A 16,540-nucleotide genomic window follows, 5' to 3' on the forward strand; every position below is an offset into this window, starting at 1 on the left:
GCATGATATTAAGCCTTTATCTTTTGATTGTCAATACATATGGGTGAAAATAATTCTCATTTCCGTTGACAATGAGAATTAAGTTGAAATACACTAACAACGTATCATTATACATTGAAGGGGAAACGCTGCATGTTATTAAAAACAAATCGAGCAAAATGGATTGGATTATTTGTTGGAATCATTGCAGTCGTTATTTGTATTTGGGGAAGTATTATTTTCGGGTATACAAATACGAGTTGGAAACTAGCATTGGATGCTTTTTTCCATTTTAACGGTTCCAATGAACATATTATTATTCAAAATGTACGTCTGCCTAGGGCGTTAATTGCAGCTAGTGTTGGTGCTAGTTTAGCCATTGCTGGTTGTCTTATGCAAACTTTAACTAAGAATCCACTTGCTTCTCCAGATTTTATTGGATTAAATTCAGGTGCTGCGTTCTTCATAGTTGTAGCAATTGTAATCTTTTCAGTAACATCATTATCAGCTTTCACATGGATTGCCTTTTTAGGAGCGGCGGTTGCAGCTGTACTTGTATTTGCTTCTAGTTCTTTAGGAAAAGAAGGAACTACTCCTCTTAAGTTAACGTTAGCAGGGGTCGCAATTAGTGCGTTATTTTCATCATTAACACAAGGATTACTTGTGTTAAATGAAAAAGCACTTGAAGAGGTATTATTTTGGCTTGCTGGATCTGTGCAAGGGAGAAAGTTAGAAATTTTACAATCTGTATTCCCATATTTATTAATAGGATGGATTGCATCTCTTATGATGGCAGGGAAAGTAAATACATTGATGATGGGAGAAGACGTCGCGAAAGGACTTGGACAACGAACAATTTTAATGAAATCATTCGTGTTACTTATTATTGTACTGTTGTCTGGTGGTTCGGTTGCGGTTGCTGGCCCAATTGGATTTATTGGAATTATTACTCCGCATTTTGCGAGATTTCTTGTTGGAGTTGACCACAGATGGAGAGTGCCTTATAGCGGATTGTTAGGTGCAATACTACTAATATTGGCTGATATAGCAGCAAGATATGTCATTATGCCACAAGAAGTACCAGTAGGAGTTATGACAGCATTTATTGGAGCTCCATTCTTTATTTATATTGCACGTAAGAGAGGGCTTAGCAAATGAAGAGATATATTCCGTTTCGTATAGGAAAAGGTGAGCTCTCGTTTTTAATGTATAAACGAGCTTGTCTCGTCTTGTTAAGTTTACTAGTTGTTTTAATAGGATTATTCTTTGCGAGCGCAGGTATGGGAGACATGAAAATTGCTCCTTATGATGTATGGCAAGCGATCACTGGAAATGGCGATGCGATGTCAAATATGGTTGTAAATAAGTTTCGTATGCCGCGTATTTTAATTGCCATCCTCGTAGGAATTGCGCTTGCTGTAGCAGGATGTATTTTACAAGGTCTCGTTCGAAATCCACTTGCTTCTCCGGATATCATCGGGATTACGGGCGGGGCAAGTGTTGCAGTTGTATTGTTTTTAGCTATATTTAGTGATAAAAATAATGCGCTAACTGTAAGCATTCATTATATGCCGTTAGCAGCCTTTGTTGGGGCAACGATTGTGGCGCTTTTTGTATATTTATTTGCATGGAGAAATGACGGGTTATCGCCGATTAGTCTTGTTTTAATTGGTGTGGGGTTTTGGGCATTAACGAAAGCGGCAACGACTTTGTTTATGTTGTTAGCACCAATTTATCAAGCGAGTCAAGCGAATGTATGGATTACAGGTACTGTTTATGGTTCTTCATGGCAAAACGTTATGGTGCTTGCACCGTGGGTTCTCATTTTAACGGTAATATCATTTATAGCTGCTAGACATTTAAATGCGCAAGAGCTAGGGGATGATATTGCGGTAGGACTTGGTGTTCCTTTAACGAAGTCACGCGTATTCATGTTATTACTTAGTACGGCTTTAATTGGGGGAGCAGTTGCCTTCGCCGGAGGAATTGGATTTGTCGGTTTAATGGCACCTCATATTTCACGAAGGCTAGTTGGTTCTTTATACGGTGCATTACTCCCAGTTGCAGCTATTGTTGGTGCAATTCTAGTACTTGCTGCAGATTTAATTGGGCGTACAGTTTTCACACCACTTGAAATTCCAGCAGGGGTATTTACATCAGCAATTGGTGCACCTTATTTTATTTATTTACTTTATAAAAGTCGGAATTCATAAAGGGAGATGAATATGCAAAAAGCATTGGAGACGAAACGTTTGACGTTGTCTTATGGTGAAACAATTATTATTGATGAGTTGAATTTAGAAATTCCAAAAGGTGAAATTACAATCTTTATCGGTTCCAACGGTTGCGGGAAATCAACTTTATTACGTTCACTAGCTAGATTATTAAAGCCAACAACTGGTGACATTTTGTTAGATAATCAAGCTATTCAAAGTATGCAAACTAAGCAAATTGCTCGTCAAATGGCAATTTTACCGCAAGGACCGCAAGCACCTGAAGGGCTTACAGTATTGCAACTTGTAAAACAAGGACGCTATCCATATCAAACATGGCTGAAACAGTGGTCAGAAAAAGATGAGGAAATGGTACAGAAGGCACTTGCAGCAACAGGTATGACAGAATTTGCTGAGCGTGATGTGCATGCTCTTTCAGGTGGACAACGACAACGTGCTTGGATTGCAATGACGCTTGCACAAGATACAGATATTATTTTACTGGATGAGCCTACTACATATTTAGATATGACTCACCAAATTGAGGTGCTAGATTTATTATTCGAATTAAATGAAACAGAACAAAGAACAATTGTCATGGTATTACACGATTTAAATTTAGCATGTCGCTATGCAGATAACATTGTAGCCATTCAAGATAAACAAATATATGCACAAGGTAAACCTGAAGAAGTGGTAGATGAGAAACTAGTACGTGATGTATTCCGAATGGAGTGTCAAATTAGTACGGATCCGTTGTTTGGAACACCGCTTTGTATACCTCACGGAAGAGGAAGACGTGTAGTTAAAGAAGTTGCTCAGGTAATGAGATAAAAAAACGATGAGTGATTCATCGTTTTTTTATTTGGTACAAGAAAATAAGAGGAAGAGAGGAATACGTAAGCGACGTTTATACTCTTCTTCATTTTGAAAATAGGTTGGATTTGGTGTAGCTTCTTTTAATGATGTAATGGTAAATCCAGCTTGCTGTAATAATGTGAAATAATCTTCCGTTGTACGATGATATTTAATAACTTCTTGGTCAATCCATGGTTCAACCCGTTTGCCTAGTTTAAAGTAATCATCGACGAGCCAACTCGTTCTTTTACCACTTGTTTGTAAGCTTTCAAACGAAGAAGTAATAACGGGATGTTGAACGCTAAAGGTAAAGGTGCCATTTGTTTTTAAAGTTTGAAACACATTTTGAAAAATGGCATCAAGATGTTCAATATAATGTAAGGCGAGTCTAGATGTTACTAAATCAAAAGTGGAAGAGGGGTAGGTATAATCTTTGAGGTTTAAAAAATGAACAGATCCATTTTTATTTTCTAGTTGTTTTTTAGCTTTTTCATACATAAGTTCGGAGCCTTCAATGCCGGTGTAAGAGTAGCATCCCTTTTCTAATAATTCCGCGCCAAACTTAGCATCACCACAGCCTAAATCGAGAATTTGTTTTCCTCGTACATGACCAATGAGCTGAAAGAATACTGGTTTTTCAATGGATTCATTTGGGCTATTTTCTCGGTATCTTCGTTTCATATATTGTTCGAAAAATGCTGTGTTATTGTATACATCAGATTCTGTAAATGCCATGTTTGAAACCTCCCGAAATATTTTTTTAATTCTATCAAATATGAAAAGTAAATAATAGATTTATTGTAATGAATCATATATAATCTAAAATTGTAAGCGGTTACTTTAAACTATTTTTCTATAATAAATTCTGAAAACGTGTTAAGCTAGTAGAGGGATTATTAGAACTATTAAGACAATAATCCGCTTACATGAACGATGGGAGGCTTCACGATGTCTAGTAAAACACTTGCGAAATTTTTAGAAGAAAATTTAGAGGATTTAAAATCAAAGGGGCTTTATAACGTAATTGATCCGCTTGAGAGTTCAAATGGACCGATCATTACAATTGGCGGAAAAGAATATATTAACTTATCTTCAAACAACTATCTTGGATTAGCAACAGATAGCCGTTTGCAAGAAGCAGCAATTGGTGCTATTCATAAGTACGGTGTTGGAGCAGGGGCTGTTCGTACAATTAACGGTACTTTAGATTTGCATATTAAGTTAGAAGAAACAATTGCAAAGTTTAAACATACAGAAGCAGCAATTGCTTATCAATCAGGATTTAACTGTAATATGGCAGCGATTTCAGCTGTTATGGATAAAAATGATGCAATTCTTTCAGACGAATTAAACCATGCTTCTATTATTGATGGTAGTCGTCTATCAAAAGCAAAAATTATTGTTTATAAACATTCGGATATGGAAGATTTACGCCAAAAAGCAATTGCGGCGAAAGAATCAGGTCTTTACAATAAATTAATGGTAATTACAGACGGTGTCTTTTCAATGGATGGAGATGTTGCAAAACTACCAGAAATTGTTGAGATTGCAGAAGAGTTAGATTTAATGACATACGTAGATGATGCACACGGTTCAGGTGTACTTGGAAAAGGTGCAGGAACTGTAAAGCACTTCGGTCTTTCTGATAAAGTTGATTTCCAAATTGGTACATTATCAAAAGCAATTGGGGTAATTGGTGGATATGTAGCAGGGAAACAAAACTTAATTGACTGGTTAAAAGTTCGTTCACGTCCATTCTTATTCTCTACAGCATTAACACCAGCTGATGCAGCAGCTTGCATGAGATCAATTGAAATCTTAATGGAAAGCACAGAGTTACACGATCGCTTATGGGAAAATGGCCGCTACTTGAAACAAGGATTAAAAGAACTTGGCTTTAACATTGGAGAAAGTGAAACGCCAATTACACCTTGTATCATTGGGGACGAAGTATTAACACAAGAATTTAGTAAACGTCTAAATGAAGAAGGGGTATACGCAAAATCTATCGTGTTCCCAACTGTAGCAAAAGGAACAGGGCGCGTTCGTAATATGCCTACAGCAGCTCATACGAAAGAAATGTTAGATGAAGCAATTCTTAAGTATGAAAAAGTAGGAAAAGAAATGGGCATCATTTAAGTAACGACATCTTTTGAATAGCTTGCAAATGAGGAGTGGGGAAAATGAAAAAAATTCTAGTAACCGGTTCTTTAGGGCAAATTGGTTCTGAACTAGTAATGAAACTTCGTGATGTATACGGCGCATCAAATGTTATTGCAACAGATATTCGTGAAACAGATAGTGAAGTAGTAACGTCTGGTCCATTTGAAACGTTAGATGTAACAGATGGACAAAAACTACATGATATCGCAAAGCGTAATGAAGTAGATACAATTATTCATTTAGCAGCTTTACTTTCAGCAACAGCAGAAAAAAATCCGTTATTCGCATGGAACTTAAATATGGGCGGACTTGTAAATGCATTAGAAGCAGCTCGTGAATTAAACTGTAAGTTCTTCACGCCAAGTTCTATCGGTGCATTCGGTCCATCGACGCCAAAAGATAATACACCGCAAGATACAATTCAGCGTCCTACTACGATGTATGGGGTAAACAAAGTGGCAGGAGAATTACTATGTGATTATTATCATCAAAAATTTGGCGTAGATACGCGCGGTGTCCGTTTCCCAGGTTTAATTTCTTACGTAGCTCCTCCAGGAGGCGGAACGACTGATTATGCAGTTGAAATTTATTATGAGGCGATTAAAAAAGGTGCATACACCTCATACATTGCTGAAGGAACGTACATGGACATGATGTATATGCCTGATGCTTTACAAGCGATCATTTCATTAATGGAAGCTGATCCAAGTAAGCTAGTGCATAGAAATGCATTTAACATTACAGCAATGAGCTTCGAGCCAGAGCAAATTGCAGCGTCAATTCGTAAACACATTCCGACGTTTACAATGGATTATGCAGTAGATTCAGCTCGTCAAACAATCGCTGATAGCTGGCCAAACTCTATTGACGCAACTGCAGCAATGAAAGAGTGGGGCTTTAAAGCAGAATACGATTTAGACAAAATGACAACTGACATGCTGGCTAAGTTAAAAAAAAAGCTCACAGCTGAGTTAGTGATGAATTAATAGGAAGAGTCGATTCTTAGGAATCGGCTCTTCATTATTTTTGGGAGGAGAGAAGTCTTATGCAAAGAGTTGATGTCGTATACGCACTAATACATGACGAAGAAACAGATAAAATATTAATGGTACATAATGTAGAACAAAACGTTTGGTCATTGCCAGGTGGGGCTGTGGAAAAAGGTGAAATATTAGAGGAAGCACTAATAAGAGAAGTGAAAGAAGAGACAGGTTTAACCGCCTTGGCTGGGGGGCTTGTTGCGATCAATGAAAAATTCTTTGAAGAATCAGGTAATCATGCACTATTTTTTACATTCCGAGCGAATGTAGTAAAAGGGGAACTTATTGCGGAAGATGAAGGTGAAATTTCTGCAATAGAGTGGGTAGATCGAACAATTGCGAATGAGCGTTTCCCATACTATGACGGAGGATTTGAATCTTTATTAGAAGTAGCCATTCCATACAAGTTTCAACCAGAAACAAAGTAATTGAACGAAAAAACAGGAGCCACAAGGCTCCTATTTTCTATTCAATCGTCTTCAGTAATAGTTTTTTCAGCAATGGTTTAATCTTCAATCGTAAATCTTCAGCATGATTTGCAACTAAGAAGTGATGGTTATAAATGTTTTTCATCAATTGATAAGTTGCTTCTTTCGCTTCGCCTTCTTCGATGAAGATACCGATTACTTCCATACCACTTTTACGCGCGAGTTTAACAGCTTCATGCGTATCTAAAATTCCGTCTTGTTGATAGTCTAGCGCAGAAGGCTCACCGTCTGTGAAGACTAGTAAGAATTTATGTTTCTCAGGTCTTTTGGCAAGTTTTTCAGAAACGATACGAATAATATATCCGTCGCGGTTATCTTCTTCTTCACGAAGTTGCATAATTTCTGGACCAACGTTTGGCAACGTTGAGTTTTTATAATTTACAACTTCATGGATAACGTTCGGCTTATCTTCAGGTTTAGCGCTAGAGGCATCTTCCCAAAATCCGCTAATAGCGTGCGGGATTTTTAAAGACTTTAAAGCTTCATGGAATAGTACAACACTCTTCTTCGTTTCTTCCATTTTGTTATACATAGAACCAGAACAGTCAACTAATAGTTGGAATGCAACATCGAGTTCTTGTGACTCTTGTCCTTTTTTATAAAACATACGCGGTTGTTTTTCGGTATAAATACGAAGGAATTTCTTACGAAGTCTTCCGTAATATTTATCACTATTCGCATTCGTTTTATTTTCAATTGTTTTTTCGATAATTTTCTTTAATTCTTTTACATCTTTATTGACGACTGATTTGATAGCTTGGTAATCTTTTTTCTCATCTGAGTTTGGTTTGCGAGCTTCTTTAAATGTATGAGAAGCACCTACATTATACTTACCGTATGCACCGTCGTGCTGGCTAGAAGCGTGTGAAGCCCTTGCTTCTTCTGTATCAGCGCCATCAAAGTTGGATTGTGTACTTTTTTGTGAAGTACCTTGTACAGAACCAAGTGCTTGGTCGCCATCTTCTGATTCACGGGCAGTATCACCCATCATATTAGTTTTTGTTCCGCTTTCTAATTCAAAGCGTAAAAAGTTCTCGTTTTCGTTATTTTTATTTTCACGATGCCATGTGGAGAAACTTTCATCCATTTTGTTTTTATTTTCATCGTCATCTATAAGCTGCGTATCATCATTTGCTAAATCTTCGACGCGACAGTTCTTTTCGTCTGCAAGGACAGATAAGTAAAGTGGAGCATGTCCGAAATAGTTGTTAAGCATATCGCTTTCAAGAAGCGCCTCTAAGCGATAGCGAATTTTCTCAACGATATACATAATATCTTCTGTATTACGTGCTTGGAATGTTTCATGTAAAATCGCTTCAATTTGCTCAAAATATTCATTATTAAACATTTCGTATTTATCGCTAGTTAATGAAAGATAGCATAGGCAAAATAGACGATCACCGTGATAATTACGAACACGGTTTATTTCATTTTGAGAGCCGAAATAATTGCGGTACATTTCTTTTCGACGTTTAAAAACATGCTTCGTGCCAGGACGTAAGTTCTTTACGATTTCCTCAACGCGTAAATCTTCTAATAGAACAAATAATTGTGTTAAAAACTTTTTTAGGGGCGATTCTTGCAATTCAATCGCATAAGAACGAATTAAAGTCATGTCCGAGTAATGTTTATTACCAAGTGCTTTTAAGAACACTTCGCTTTTTAATCCGATTACTGTATCTTCTTCTTTTCGATCATCCCAAAAGTGACTAATGACAACTTTCTTTTCAATTTCGTCGTAGTATGCTTTATAGCCATATTCAAGATAGGCATCGTCTTCTTTTAGAAGGGCATACATTAAGTTTTCCATTTGTAGAAACAGCGACGCATCAATTTTTTTGTCACTAAAAATTTGTCTCATAAATTATCCCTCAAAGAAATAACTTTCTGCTAATTCACGGACAGTCATTTGTTCTGTTTCATCATTAAGTTTTGCAATTATGCTTCGTTCAATCGCTCGCATAACAGGAATATATACACCTAAATCACATGCGTCGATAATACCACGAATACTTGCTGCTTCTTCACTTACACGTCCATCGCGAGCTAAAGGCATAAGGTCGCTTGCAAATGCAACAAACTTTTCAATTGTTGCAACATCATTTAATTTTGATTCTGCTAATAATAGTTCTTTTAATGTATCACCTTGAATGTAAGGAACTTCAATAATAACGAAACGGTTTTTTAACGCTTCATTTAGTTCACTTGTTCCAACGTAACCTTCGTTAATCGCAGCAATTACACGGTATTCGTCATCACCGTATACAACCTCTTGTGTAAATGGGTTTGTAATCATTTTACGGTAATCTAATGCGCCGTGAAGAAGTGGTAACGTTTCAGGTTTTGCCATATTGATTTCGTCAATATATAGGAAGTGACCGTTCTTCATTGCTTTCATAAGAGGACCGTTAACGAATGAAACTTCAGATGCACCATCTTTCGTTTGTAGTGTGTTGTATCCTAAAATACCCTCTACATCTAAGTCGACAGAGCAGTTAATGCTATGCATTGGTTTTTGGAATAAAGAAGAAAGAGTTTCCGCTAGTACTGTTTTACCACTACCAGTCGGTCCTTTTAATAGAATATTCTTGCCAAGAAGAAGTGCTGTAATCGCATCTTCAATAATGCTATTATCAGACGCTTTATATATTTTCGTTCCGATTAAATGTGCATTTTCACCAGCTTCTTGTTTATTCTTTTCATGAATCGTAGAAAGCTGTTGTTTTAAATCAGCATGTATATGAAATTGTTCTAACATGTATTTCCCACCTAACATTATTTTCATAAAGTAATACATCTTATGATAACTTGTTTTAATATGGTATGCAAAGAAAAGGAAGGAGGATAAAGGGAAAAGAAAAAGCAATCAAGATGAAGTTGATTGCCTACAGTAAAGGAGAAATGAGCCTCATGAAAGACTCCAATATGCGTTTTTTTATACTTCTTTTTTGGAAAGAGTTCCATTTAATTTCAGTTGAATGTTTAAAATCTTCTTCAAAATCACGTTTAATGTCGTGAACTGTTTTTGATTCATAAAGCACGCTAATAATTTCGTAATTCAATTCAAAGCTACGTACATCCATGTTCGCTGTTCCAATAGTTGCAATTGTATCATCAACGAGTACAATTTTTGCATGCATAAAACCATCTTTATAACTGTAAATAGAAGCACCAGCTTTTAAAAGTGGAGTGAAATAGGATTGAGATGCTTGATCACTAATGATGCTATCACTTTTACCTGGATATAAAATCCGTACATCTATTCCGGCAATTGCACTTAAGCGTAATAATGTTAAAGTTTCTTGATCTGGAATAAAGTAGGGTGTAGCGATCCAAATGGATTTTTTTGCAGAGCCCATAACAGCTAATAATGTATTACGAATACTTTTATCATCGGAGCTTGGTCCGCTTGCTACGATTTGAACAGCACCTTCTGCATTTGAAATCTCTTTACCTGGGAAGTATTGTCTATTCATGAATTGATCCCAGGAATAAGTATTTAAACCACTAGAGGCATAGAGCCAGTCTTCTAGAAAGATTGCTTGTAATTTATATAATGCTTTTCCTTCTATTTTTAAATGACTATCACGCCAAACAGGAAATTTCTTGGAACGGCCAAGATATTCATCACCGACATTGAGTCCTCCGGTAAAACCAATTTTTCCATCTACAATAACAATTTTTCGATGGTTACGATAATTGACAGTTTCAAGTAACCAAGCTGAAAAAATAGGGTCAAATTCTACAATTTCAATCCCAGCTTCTTTCATAGGTTGCAAAAATCGTCGTCGTAACGTATTACTTCCAAGGCCATCATAAAGGAAGCGTACAATAACACCATCTTTTGCTTTTTGTATTAAAGCATCTCGAACTTTTGTACCAATTTCATCAGATTTATAAATGTAGTATTGAATATGTATATGATGCTTTGCCTGCTCTATAGCTCGCAAAATTTCTGAAAATGTTTGATCTCCGTTTGTTAAAAGTTTTGTAGTTGTTTTATCTGCGGCAGGACCACCTCCAAATTTTTGTATGACTTCTGTTAAATGTATGGAACGTTCATTTAGTGGGACTGTGAGTAATAACTCTAGTCTTCTTCCTTCTAATATTTCACGGAATAATTTTCTTTGTTCTTCTGAACGATGGAGATGTTTTTTTCTTCTCCAGCGGCTGCGTCCGAAAATAGCGTATAAAAGCACACCTATAATAGGAAGAAGTGCTAATACTAAAAACCATGCTAACGTACTTTGTGGAGATCTATTTTCTATAAAAATAACGAATGAAATTCCGACAATTGTGATGGACCATAGAGCACCGACAAATGTATATAACGAAATATACGATGTATTTAATAGGAACAGAACGATAGATACAATTGTAAATATTAATAGTAATTGAACGATAGGCTTCTTCATTTCTATATAATTCCCCTAATCTTTTTTCAATATAGACTTCTTAAATAGAAGATGTAATATGACATCTTTATTATAAGGTGTTTTGCTTTTTTTACAAAATATAGACATTTCACCTATACTTTCCGCATTTGTCCTACATACAGTGTACTATCCCATTTTTTATCCCACTCTTAACGCATATGAAAATGAAAAAATCGAAAAGGAGCGGAGAAACATGAATTATATAGAAAATAATGGATTGTACTATCGAAATCATCATCATGGAGGACACAATCATGGTGGACATCATCACCATGGAGGACACAATCACTATGATCACCATCATCATCACGGAGGCGGATGGGGCTGGGGTGGTGGTAGTTCATGGGGAGGCGGATTTTTCCCTGGAAGCTTTGCAGGAGGAGTGTTAGGCGGACTGACAGCTGGTGCATTAACAGGTGCAACAAGTGGAGGATATTATCCGGCTCCATATCCAGTAGCTTATCCATCACCATACCCTGTAACGTATCCAATGCCATACCCAGGTTATCAGCAAATACCATATTCGTATTAAACTAAAAAAGAGGCTATCCTCTTTTTTAGTTTAATACAGTATTTATTTATAAAATAATTCCAAAGTTAAGGTGGAAATATGTTAATATTTTGTTATTGTAATTCAAAAACATGCACATTAATGTAGATTTTCATATTATTATTTGTGAATAGTTATGTAGTATGATCTAATTTCTATTTCGTTATTAAAAGCAAAGAGATCAGATATGAGTGGTATTAGTTGGAAACAAGGCTTGCATAGAGCTACTTAAAAGGATTGCGGTATAATAAGGCGCGAAGTAATTAGAGATATGGGAAGCTACCAGTTATAATTGAAACGGTATAATATTGCTTTTTATTACAAATAATATTATGTTATTTTAATCGGTTTATTTAAAAAGATAATTTATGTAAAGGGCTAGTATTAGAAAATGAAATATCTCTATTTCTATGAAGAGAAACAGGTTGTGTTTTAGTCAGATAGAAGCAAGGAGAGATGCGCATGCTAGAACAGAGAGGTCATGCATTATATGACTCTTCGTTGCGAGATTTAAAGTTAGCATTAGATGAGTCTTCAATTGTTGCAATTACAGATCGAAAAGGTCTTATTACATATGTAAATGATAAATTTTGTGAAATCTCTAAATACAAAAGAGAAGAATTAATTGGAAAAGATCACCGTATTTTAAATTCAGGTCATCATCCGAAAACCTTTTTTCAAAACTTATGGAAACGTATTTTGAATGGGAAAGTATGGACAGGTGAGATTCGGAATCGAGCAAAAGATGGTACATATTATTGGGTCAAAACAACAATTGTTCCATTTTTAAATGAAAAAGGAGAGCCTTACCAGTTTATCGCAATACGAAATGATATTAGTAGTAGAAAAGAAGCGGAACAGAGGTTGCGGCTAAGTGAAAGTCGTTATAGGGAACTTGCCTATCATGATGCTTTAACGAGTTTGCCGAACCGTTTGCAATTAATAACGACCGTTAATAAATTGATTGCAGATAAAAAAGAATTTGGTATGATTTACTTTGATTTGGACCGTTTTAAATTAGTAAATGATACGTTAGGTCATATGATAGGGGACTTACTTTTAAGCGAAGTCGCTTCAAGGTTGCATTATGTACTAGGAGAGAAAGATGTTCTGGCTAGGCTAGGTGGCGACGAATTTGTGCTGTTAACAAAAAATCATAGACAAGATGATATGAGGCAGTTAGCGACATCTGTGTTGTCATGTTTCCAGGCACCATTTATTCTTGAAGGCCATGAAGTATATATTTCAGCTAGTCTAGGACTTTGTTCTTATCCACAAGACGGACAAGACGTGGAAACATTATTGAAAAACTCCGACTTAGCTATGTATAGTGCAAAAGAACAGGGGAGAAATGCTGCATGTTTCTTTACAGATGAGCTACGCGCGAAAATAAATCGTAGAATGAAAGTTGAGTTTGCTTTGCAAAAGGCAATTCGTGATGAAGAGTTAGATGTAGTATTGCAGCCTATTATTGATTTGAAAACGAAGAGATATTCTGGTATAGAAGCTCTAGTACGCTGTATGACAGAAGACGGACCTATTTCACCAAACGAATTTATCCCGGTAGCTGAAGAGTCTGGACTTATTATAAAGCTAGGAGACTGGGTATTAGAAAAATCGTGCCGATTGTTTAAAACATTGCCCAATTATCAAGAAGGACTAAAGTTATCAGTGAATTTATCTATACAACAATTAATGCAGAAACGTTTTATTTTCTCTGTACGTAGCATTTTAAAGAGAACTGGTTTTCCTCCGAACCGTTTAATATTAGAAATAACGGAAAGCATAGCAGTCCGCCATTTTGATTATATTATTGCTACATTACAAGAATTAAGAAATATGGGTGTTTTAATTGCTTTGGATGATTTCGGAACTGGCTATTCTTCCTTATATTATTTAAAACAACTACCACTGGATATTGTAAAAATTGATCGTAATTTTATTCGTGAATTTCATTATGATCACGCACAACCAGAACGAACGATTGTAAAATCCGTTATTGAAATTGCTCATAGTTTAAATTTAGCAGTAGTTGCTGAAGGAGTAGAAACAGTAGAGCAAGAGAGTTTGTTACAATCAATGAGCTGTGATTATGTACAGGGATTTTATTATGCGAAACCTTTATCTGTAGGAGAGCTAAAAGAAAAGTTAATTACAGATTTTTAATAAAAAAGAGAAGCCAGCAGCTTCTCTTTATTTAATCCGTTTTTTGTGAGTCTTTCATTAGTACTGGATAAAGAATAAGACCTAATACGAACAATCCAATTCCTAAGAAGAATGTTTTTAAATCAGCAGTTCCCGTTTTGATAACCCAAATAGAGTATACCAACGCTAATGTCGTAATGATTCCATCTTTTACTCGAGATCCGGGCAGTATATCATACGTTTCTCCTGTAATAACTAATTTTAATTGGTACAAGGTAGAAACAAGGTATGGAATTAAATAGGCTAATGTTGCTACGACGATAGCGAAACTATACGCTTCTGAAACAGTACCAGAAATCGTTGAAAATAAGAAAATTTGCGTCATTATATTTGTAATCAATAGTGATTTTGAAGGACTACCTTTTTTATTTGTTTTCCCGAAAAACTTAGGGAAAAGTCCATTTTTTGCTGCCTGGTAAGGTACTTCTGAACTAACAACAATCCAGCCAACTGTAGATCCAAATAAAGATATAAGAGCGAGTAAGGCCATTATATATGCACCTTTATTTCCAATTGCTAAATTTAATGCATCTACTAACGGTTTTTGAGACTCCTTTAAAGCATCTTGCGGAAGAGCTCCCATTGTAAGTAAAGTAATTGACATGTAAATAAGAAGAGCGATAATTAATCCGAAAATCGTAGCTTTTTTTACATCGCGCTGTGATTTTGCACGGTTAGAAAGCATAACCGCTGATTCAATACCGATAAACGCCCAAAGTGTTGCAATAGCAGCTGAATTGATTTGGCCACCTAACGAGATAGATTGTCCTGCTTCATTCATAAAGGTTTGACCGTCTCCGAAATTAGAAGCATTGAAAATGAATAATGTAATTACAATAAACATTGTAAATCCGATAATTTTTGCAATAGTAGCAAGTAGATTCATATTTCCAGCTCGATCAATATTTTGAGAAAGAATATATTGAATTCCCCATAGCATAAGGCTACATACAAGGAAAGTTAACCCTTTTCCGAGTTCTAGTGAAAATCCGTTTATTGAAAAAAGAATTTGCTTACTTTGTAAAACTGGAAAGAATGTTGATAAATATCCAGCAAAGGAAATAATAACAGATGCTGTTGCAGCCCAGTTAGCAGCCCAATATCCCCATGCCATACTATATCCTGCAACTTTACCAGCTTTTTTTGAAGGAAACATCGCTTGAGCATAGCTTTGTGGTCCAGCTTTTAATTCTGGTTTACGAATCGCTAAATTTCCAAATACAAGTGCAATCATAAATACGCCAAGGCCTGTAATACTCCATGCGAGTGTAGAACCCATTGGACCTGATACTTGTGCTAAATTTGCTGGAAGCATAAATACGCCACCGCCAACCATATTCCCGATAACAAATGCTGTTAAAACCCATAATCCCCATTTTTTCGTTTCCATTTTTGTTAACTCCTTTGTAGTAAGTTTTGCTTAAACATCATTTTTTACTAGCTTTTTGACAATAAAAAAAGAGCCATGTAGATAAAAAAATACCTACATGGCTCTTTTGCCAAAGCGTAGGTACAACGGGAATAACCCTTGTACCTACGCGTAATTTTTCCGCTAGGTTTCAAGGGTTACGTATGATGATGATGTTTTTGTGCAAATGTAACTACAGTTGTTGTATAAGTAAGCATAGTTCTTTGCTCCCTTTCTCCTCTGATTTTGAAGTTAGTATACTACATGTTTTTTTGAATGAAAAGAAAAATATAAAAATTTTTATAAAAATACGTTTTAAAGATTAAATATTTACCTATATTTTTCTTGTACTGGAAAATAAGTGAGAGATTGGCAGAAGAGTGAAGCATGTTATAATACATATAGAATTAGAAGGTGACAAGGGGCTATTGTAGATGATGAGTAAGTATGAACAAATTTATACAGAAATCAGTAAATCTATTGATAATAAACAATTAAAAGAGGGATGCAAAATCCCATCAGAAACAGAATTAATGAAGCAGTATGAGGCAAGCCGAGGCACGGTGAGAAAAGCTGTAGATTTACTGCAAGAGCGTGGATATGTGCAAAAAATTCATGGAAAAGGTGTTTTTGTTTTAAAGCGAAAAAATATTGAATTTAATTTTGGCGGTATTGTAAGTTTTCAAGAAGAAAATGAACGTTTAGGACGTCATTGTATTACAGAAGTTGTGGAAATGGACAAAGAAAAAGCCACAAAAGAAATTGCAAAATTATTAAATGTAAAAGAAAAAACAGAGATTGACCATATTAAACGTGTACGAAATATTGATGGAGAAAAAGTAATTTTAGATATAAATCATTTTGTATCTGAGTTTGTTCCAGGATTAACGAAAGAAATTGCAACTGCATCGATTTATAAATACATCGAGAAAGAGCTTGGGCTACATATTAGTTATTCGCAGAGGGTAATTGAAGTACAGCCATGTACAGAGGATGACAGAAAGTATTTAGATTTAAATGGAACAGACTATGTTGTCGTTGTGAAAAACTTTACACATTTGTATGATGGAAGTCAGTTTGAATATACAGAATCACGCCACCGTTTAGATATTTTTCACTTTTCGGATGTGGCACGCAGGAAGTAAAGAGGTGGAACAAAATATTGTTTCATCTCTTTTTTTTATAAAAAAAACACAAACT

At 35.7% G+C, this 16,540-nt stretch carries 14 protein-coding genes; 9 read left to right on the forward strand and 5 right to left on the reverse strand.

From position 1 onward, the window contains the following. Nucleotides 1-132 precede the first annotated feature (132 nt). The 3 genes from AB6801_RS25830 to AB6801_RS25840 are packed head-to-tail and all read left to right on the forward strand — an operon-like array spanning nucleotide 133 to nucleotide 3,026. Complete coding sequence (locus AB6801_RS25830; protein ID WP_000925232.1) at nucleotides 133-1,137, forward strand: FecCD family ABC transporter permease; 1,005 nt, start codon at nucleotides 133-135, stop codon at nucleotides 1,135-1,137. Then, a complete protein-coding gene (locus AB6801_RS25835) occupies nucleotides 1,134-2,192 on the forward strand; it encodes a FecCD family ABC transporter permease (RefSeq protein WP_097999479.1) in 1,059 nt (352 codons plus the stop codon). The genes AB6801_RS25830 and AB6801_RS25835 overlap by 4 nt, the downstream gene beginning before the upstream one ends. A gap of 12 nt (nucleotides 2,193-2,204) precedes the next feature. Then, nucleotides 2,205-3,026 (forward strand): ABC transporter ATP-binding protein, encoded by an 822-nt coding sequence (locus AB6801_RS25840; RefSeq protein WP_001167963.1) that lies wholly within the window; start codon nucleotides 2,205-2,207, stop codon nucleotides 3,024-3,026. Nucleotides 3,027-3,053: 27 nt separating this feature from the next. Here AB6801_RS25840 and AB6801_RS25845 read toward each other — a convergent pair whose 3' ends face one another. Then, nucleotides 3,054-3,785 carry a class I SAM-dependent DNA methyltransferase gene (locus AB6801_RS25845; RefSeq protein ID WP_061655586.1) on the reverse strand — a complete coding sequence of 244 codons (732 nt, stop codon included), beginning with the start codon at nucleotides 3,783-3,785 and terminating at the stop codon, nucleotides 3,054-3,056. A 213-nt stretch (nucleotides 3,786-3,998) separates the two neighbouring features. Between AB6801_RS25845 and AB6801_RS25850 the strand changes: the two genes are divergently transcribed. Genes AB6801_RS25850 through AB6801_RS25860 form a run of 3 tightly spaced genes read left to right on the forward strand, consistent with a single transcriptional unit; the run spans nucleotide 3,999 to nucleotide 6,681 of the window. Next, entirely contained in the window at nucleotides 3,999-5,189 is a 1,191-nt protein-coding gene (locus AB6801_RS25850; RefSeq protein ID WP_000095905.1) for a glycine C-acetyltransferase, read from the forward strand. A gap of 44 nt (nucleotides 5,190-5,233) precedes the next feature. Continuing rightward, on the forward strand, nucleotides 5,234-6,199 hold the full coding sequence (locus AB6801_RS25855; protein ID WP_000723129.1) for an L-threonine 3-dehydrogenase: 966 nt from the start codon (nucleotides 5,234-5,236) through the stop codon (nucleotides 6,197-6,199). Nucleotides 6,200-6,258: 59 nt separating this feature from the next. Next, nucleotides 6,259-6,681 (forward strand): NUDIX hydrolase, encoded by a 423-nt coding sequence (locus AB6801_RS25860; RefSeq protein WP_001189940.1) that lies wholly within the window; start codon nucleotides 6,259-6,261, stop codon nucleotides 6,679-6,681. Between the two features lie 37 nt (nucleotides 6,682-6,718). Here AB6801_RS25860 and AB6801_RS25865 read toward each other — a convergent pair whose 3' ends face one another. From AB6801_RS25865 to AB6801_RS25875, 3 genes are all read right to left on the reverse strand, one after another. Beyond that, the gene (locus AB6801_RS25865; RefSeq protein ID WP_001248851.1) at nucleotides 6,719-8,602 is read right to left on the reverse strand and encodes a vWA domain-containing protein; all 1,884 of its coding nucleotides are present in this window, start codon (nucleotides 8,600-8,602) and stop codon (nucleotides 6,719-6,721) included. A 3-nt stretch (nucleotides 8,603-8,605) separates the two neighbouring features. Then, nucleotides 8,606-9,499 carry an ATP-binding protein gene (locus AB6801_RS25870; protein WP_000892973.1) on the reverse strand — a complete coding sequence of 298 codons (894 nt, stop codon included), beginning with the start codon at nucleotides 9,497-9,499 and terminating at the stop codon, nucleotides 8,606-8,608. A gap of 127 nt (nucleotides 9,500-9,626) precedes the next feature. Then, nucleotides 9,627-11,156, reverse strand: coding sequence for a cardiolipin synthase (locus AB6801_RS25875; protein ID WP_000743031.1), 1,530 nt, complete (start codon nucleotides 11,154-11,156; stop codon nucleotides 9,627-9,629). 214 nt (nucleotides 11,157-11,370) lie between these two features. On the opposite strand from AB6801_RS25875, the gene AB6801_RS25880 reads away from it, so the two are divergent. Continuing rightward, nucleotides 11,371-11,709: a hypothetical protein gene (locus AB6801_RS25880; protein WP_001106403.1), complete on the forward strand. Its 339-nt coding sequence runs from the start codon at nucleotides 11,371-11,373 to the stop codon at nucleotides 11,707-11,709. 480 nt (nucleotides 11,710-12,189) lie between these two features. Further along, on the forward strand, nucleotides 12,190-13,893 hold the full coding sequence (locus AB6801_RS25885; protein ID WP_000893350.1) for a putative bifunctional diguanylate cyclase/phosphodiesterase: 1,704 nt from the start codon (nucleotides 12,190-12,192) through the stop codon (nucleotides 13,891-13,893). A gap of 31 nt (nucleotides 13,894-13,924) precedes the next feature. Here AB6801_RS25885 and AB6801_RS25890 read toward each other — a convergent pair whose 3' ends face one another. Continuing rightward, the gene (locus AB6801_RS25890) at nucleotides 13,925-15,322 is read right to left on the reverse strand and encodes an amino acid permease (RefSeq protein ID WP_000448444.1); all 1,398 of its coding nucleotides are present in this window, start codon (nucleotides 15,320-15,322) and stop codon (nucleotides 13,925-13,927) included. A gap of 452 nt (nucleotides 15,323-15,774) precedes the next feature. On the opposite strand from AB6801_RS25890, the gene treR reads away from it, so the two are divergent. Next, nucleotides 15,775-16,485, forward strand: a complete 711-nt coding sequence (treR, locus tag AB6801_RS25895) for a trehalose operon repressor (RefSeq protein WP_000987244.1) — start codon at nucleotides 15,775-15,777, stop codon at nucleotides 16,483-16,485. Nucleotides 16,486-16,540: the final 55 nt, after the last annotated feature.

It is taken from the genome of Bacillus sp. RCC_6_1 (assembly GCF_041360755.1).
Taxonomy (GTDB): domain Bacteria; phylum Bacillota; class Bacilli; order Bacillales; family Bacillaceae_G; genus Bacillus_A; species Bacillus_A cereus.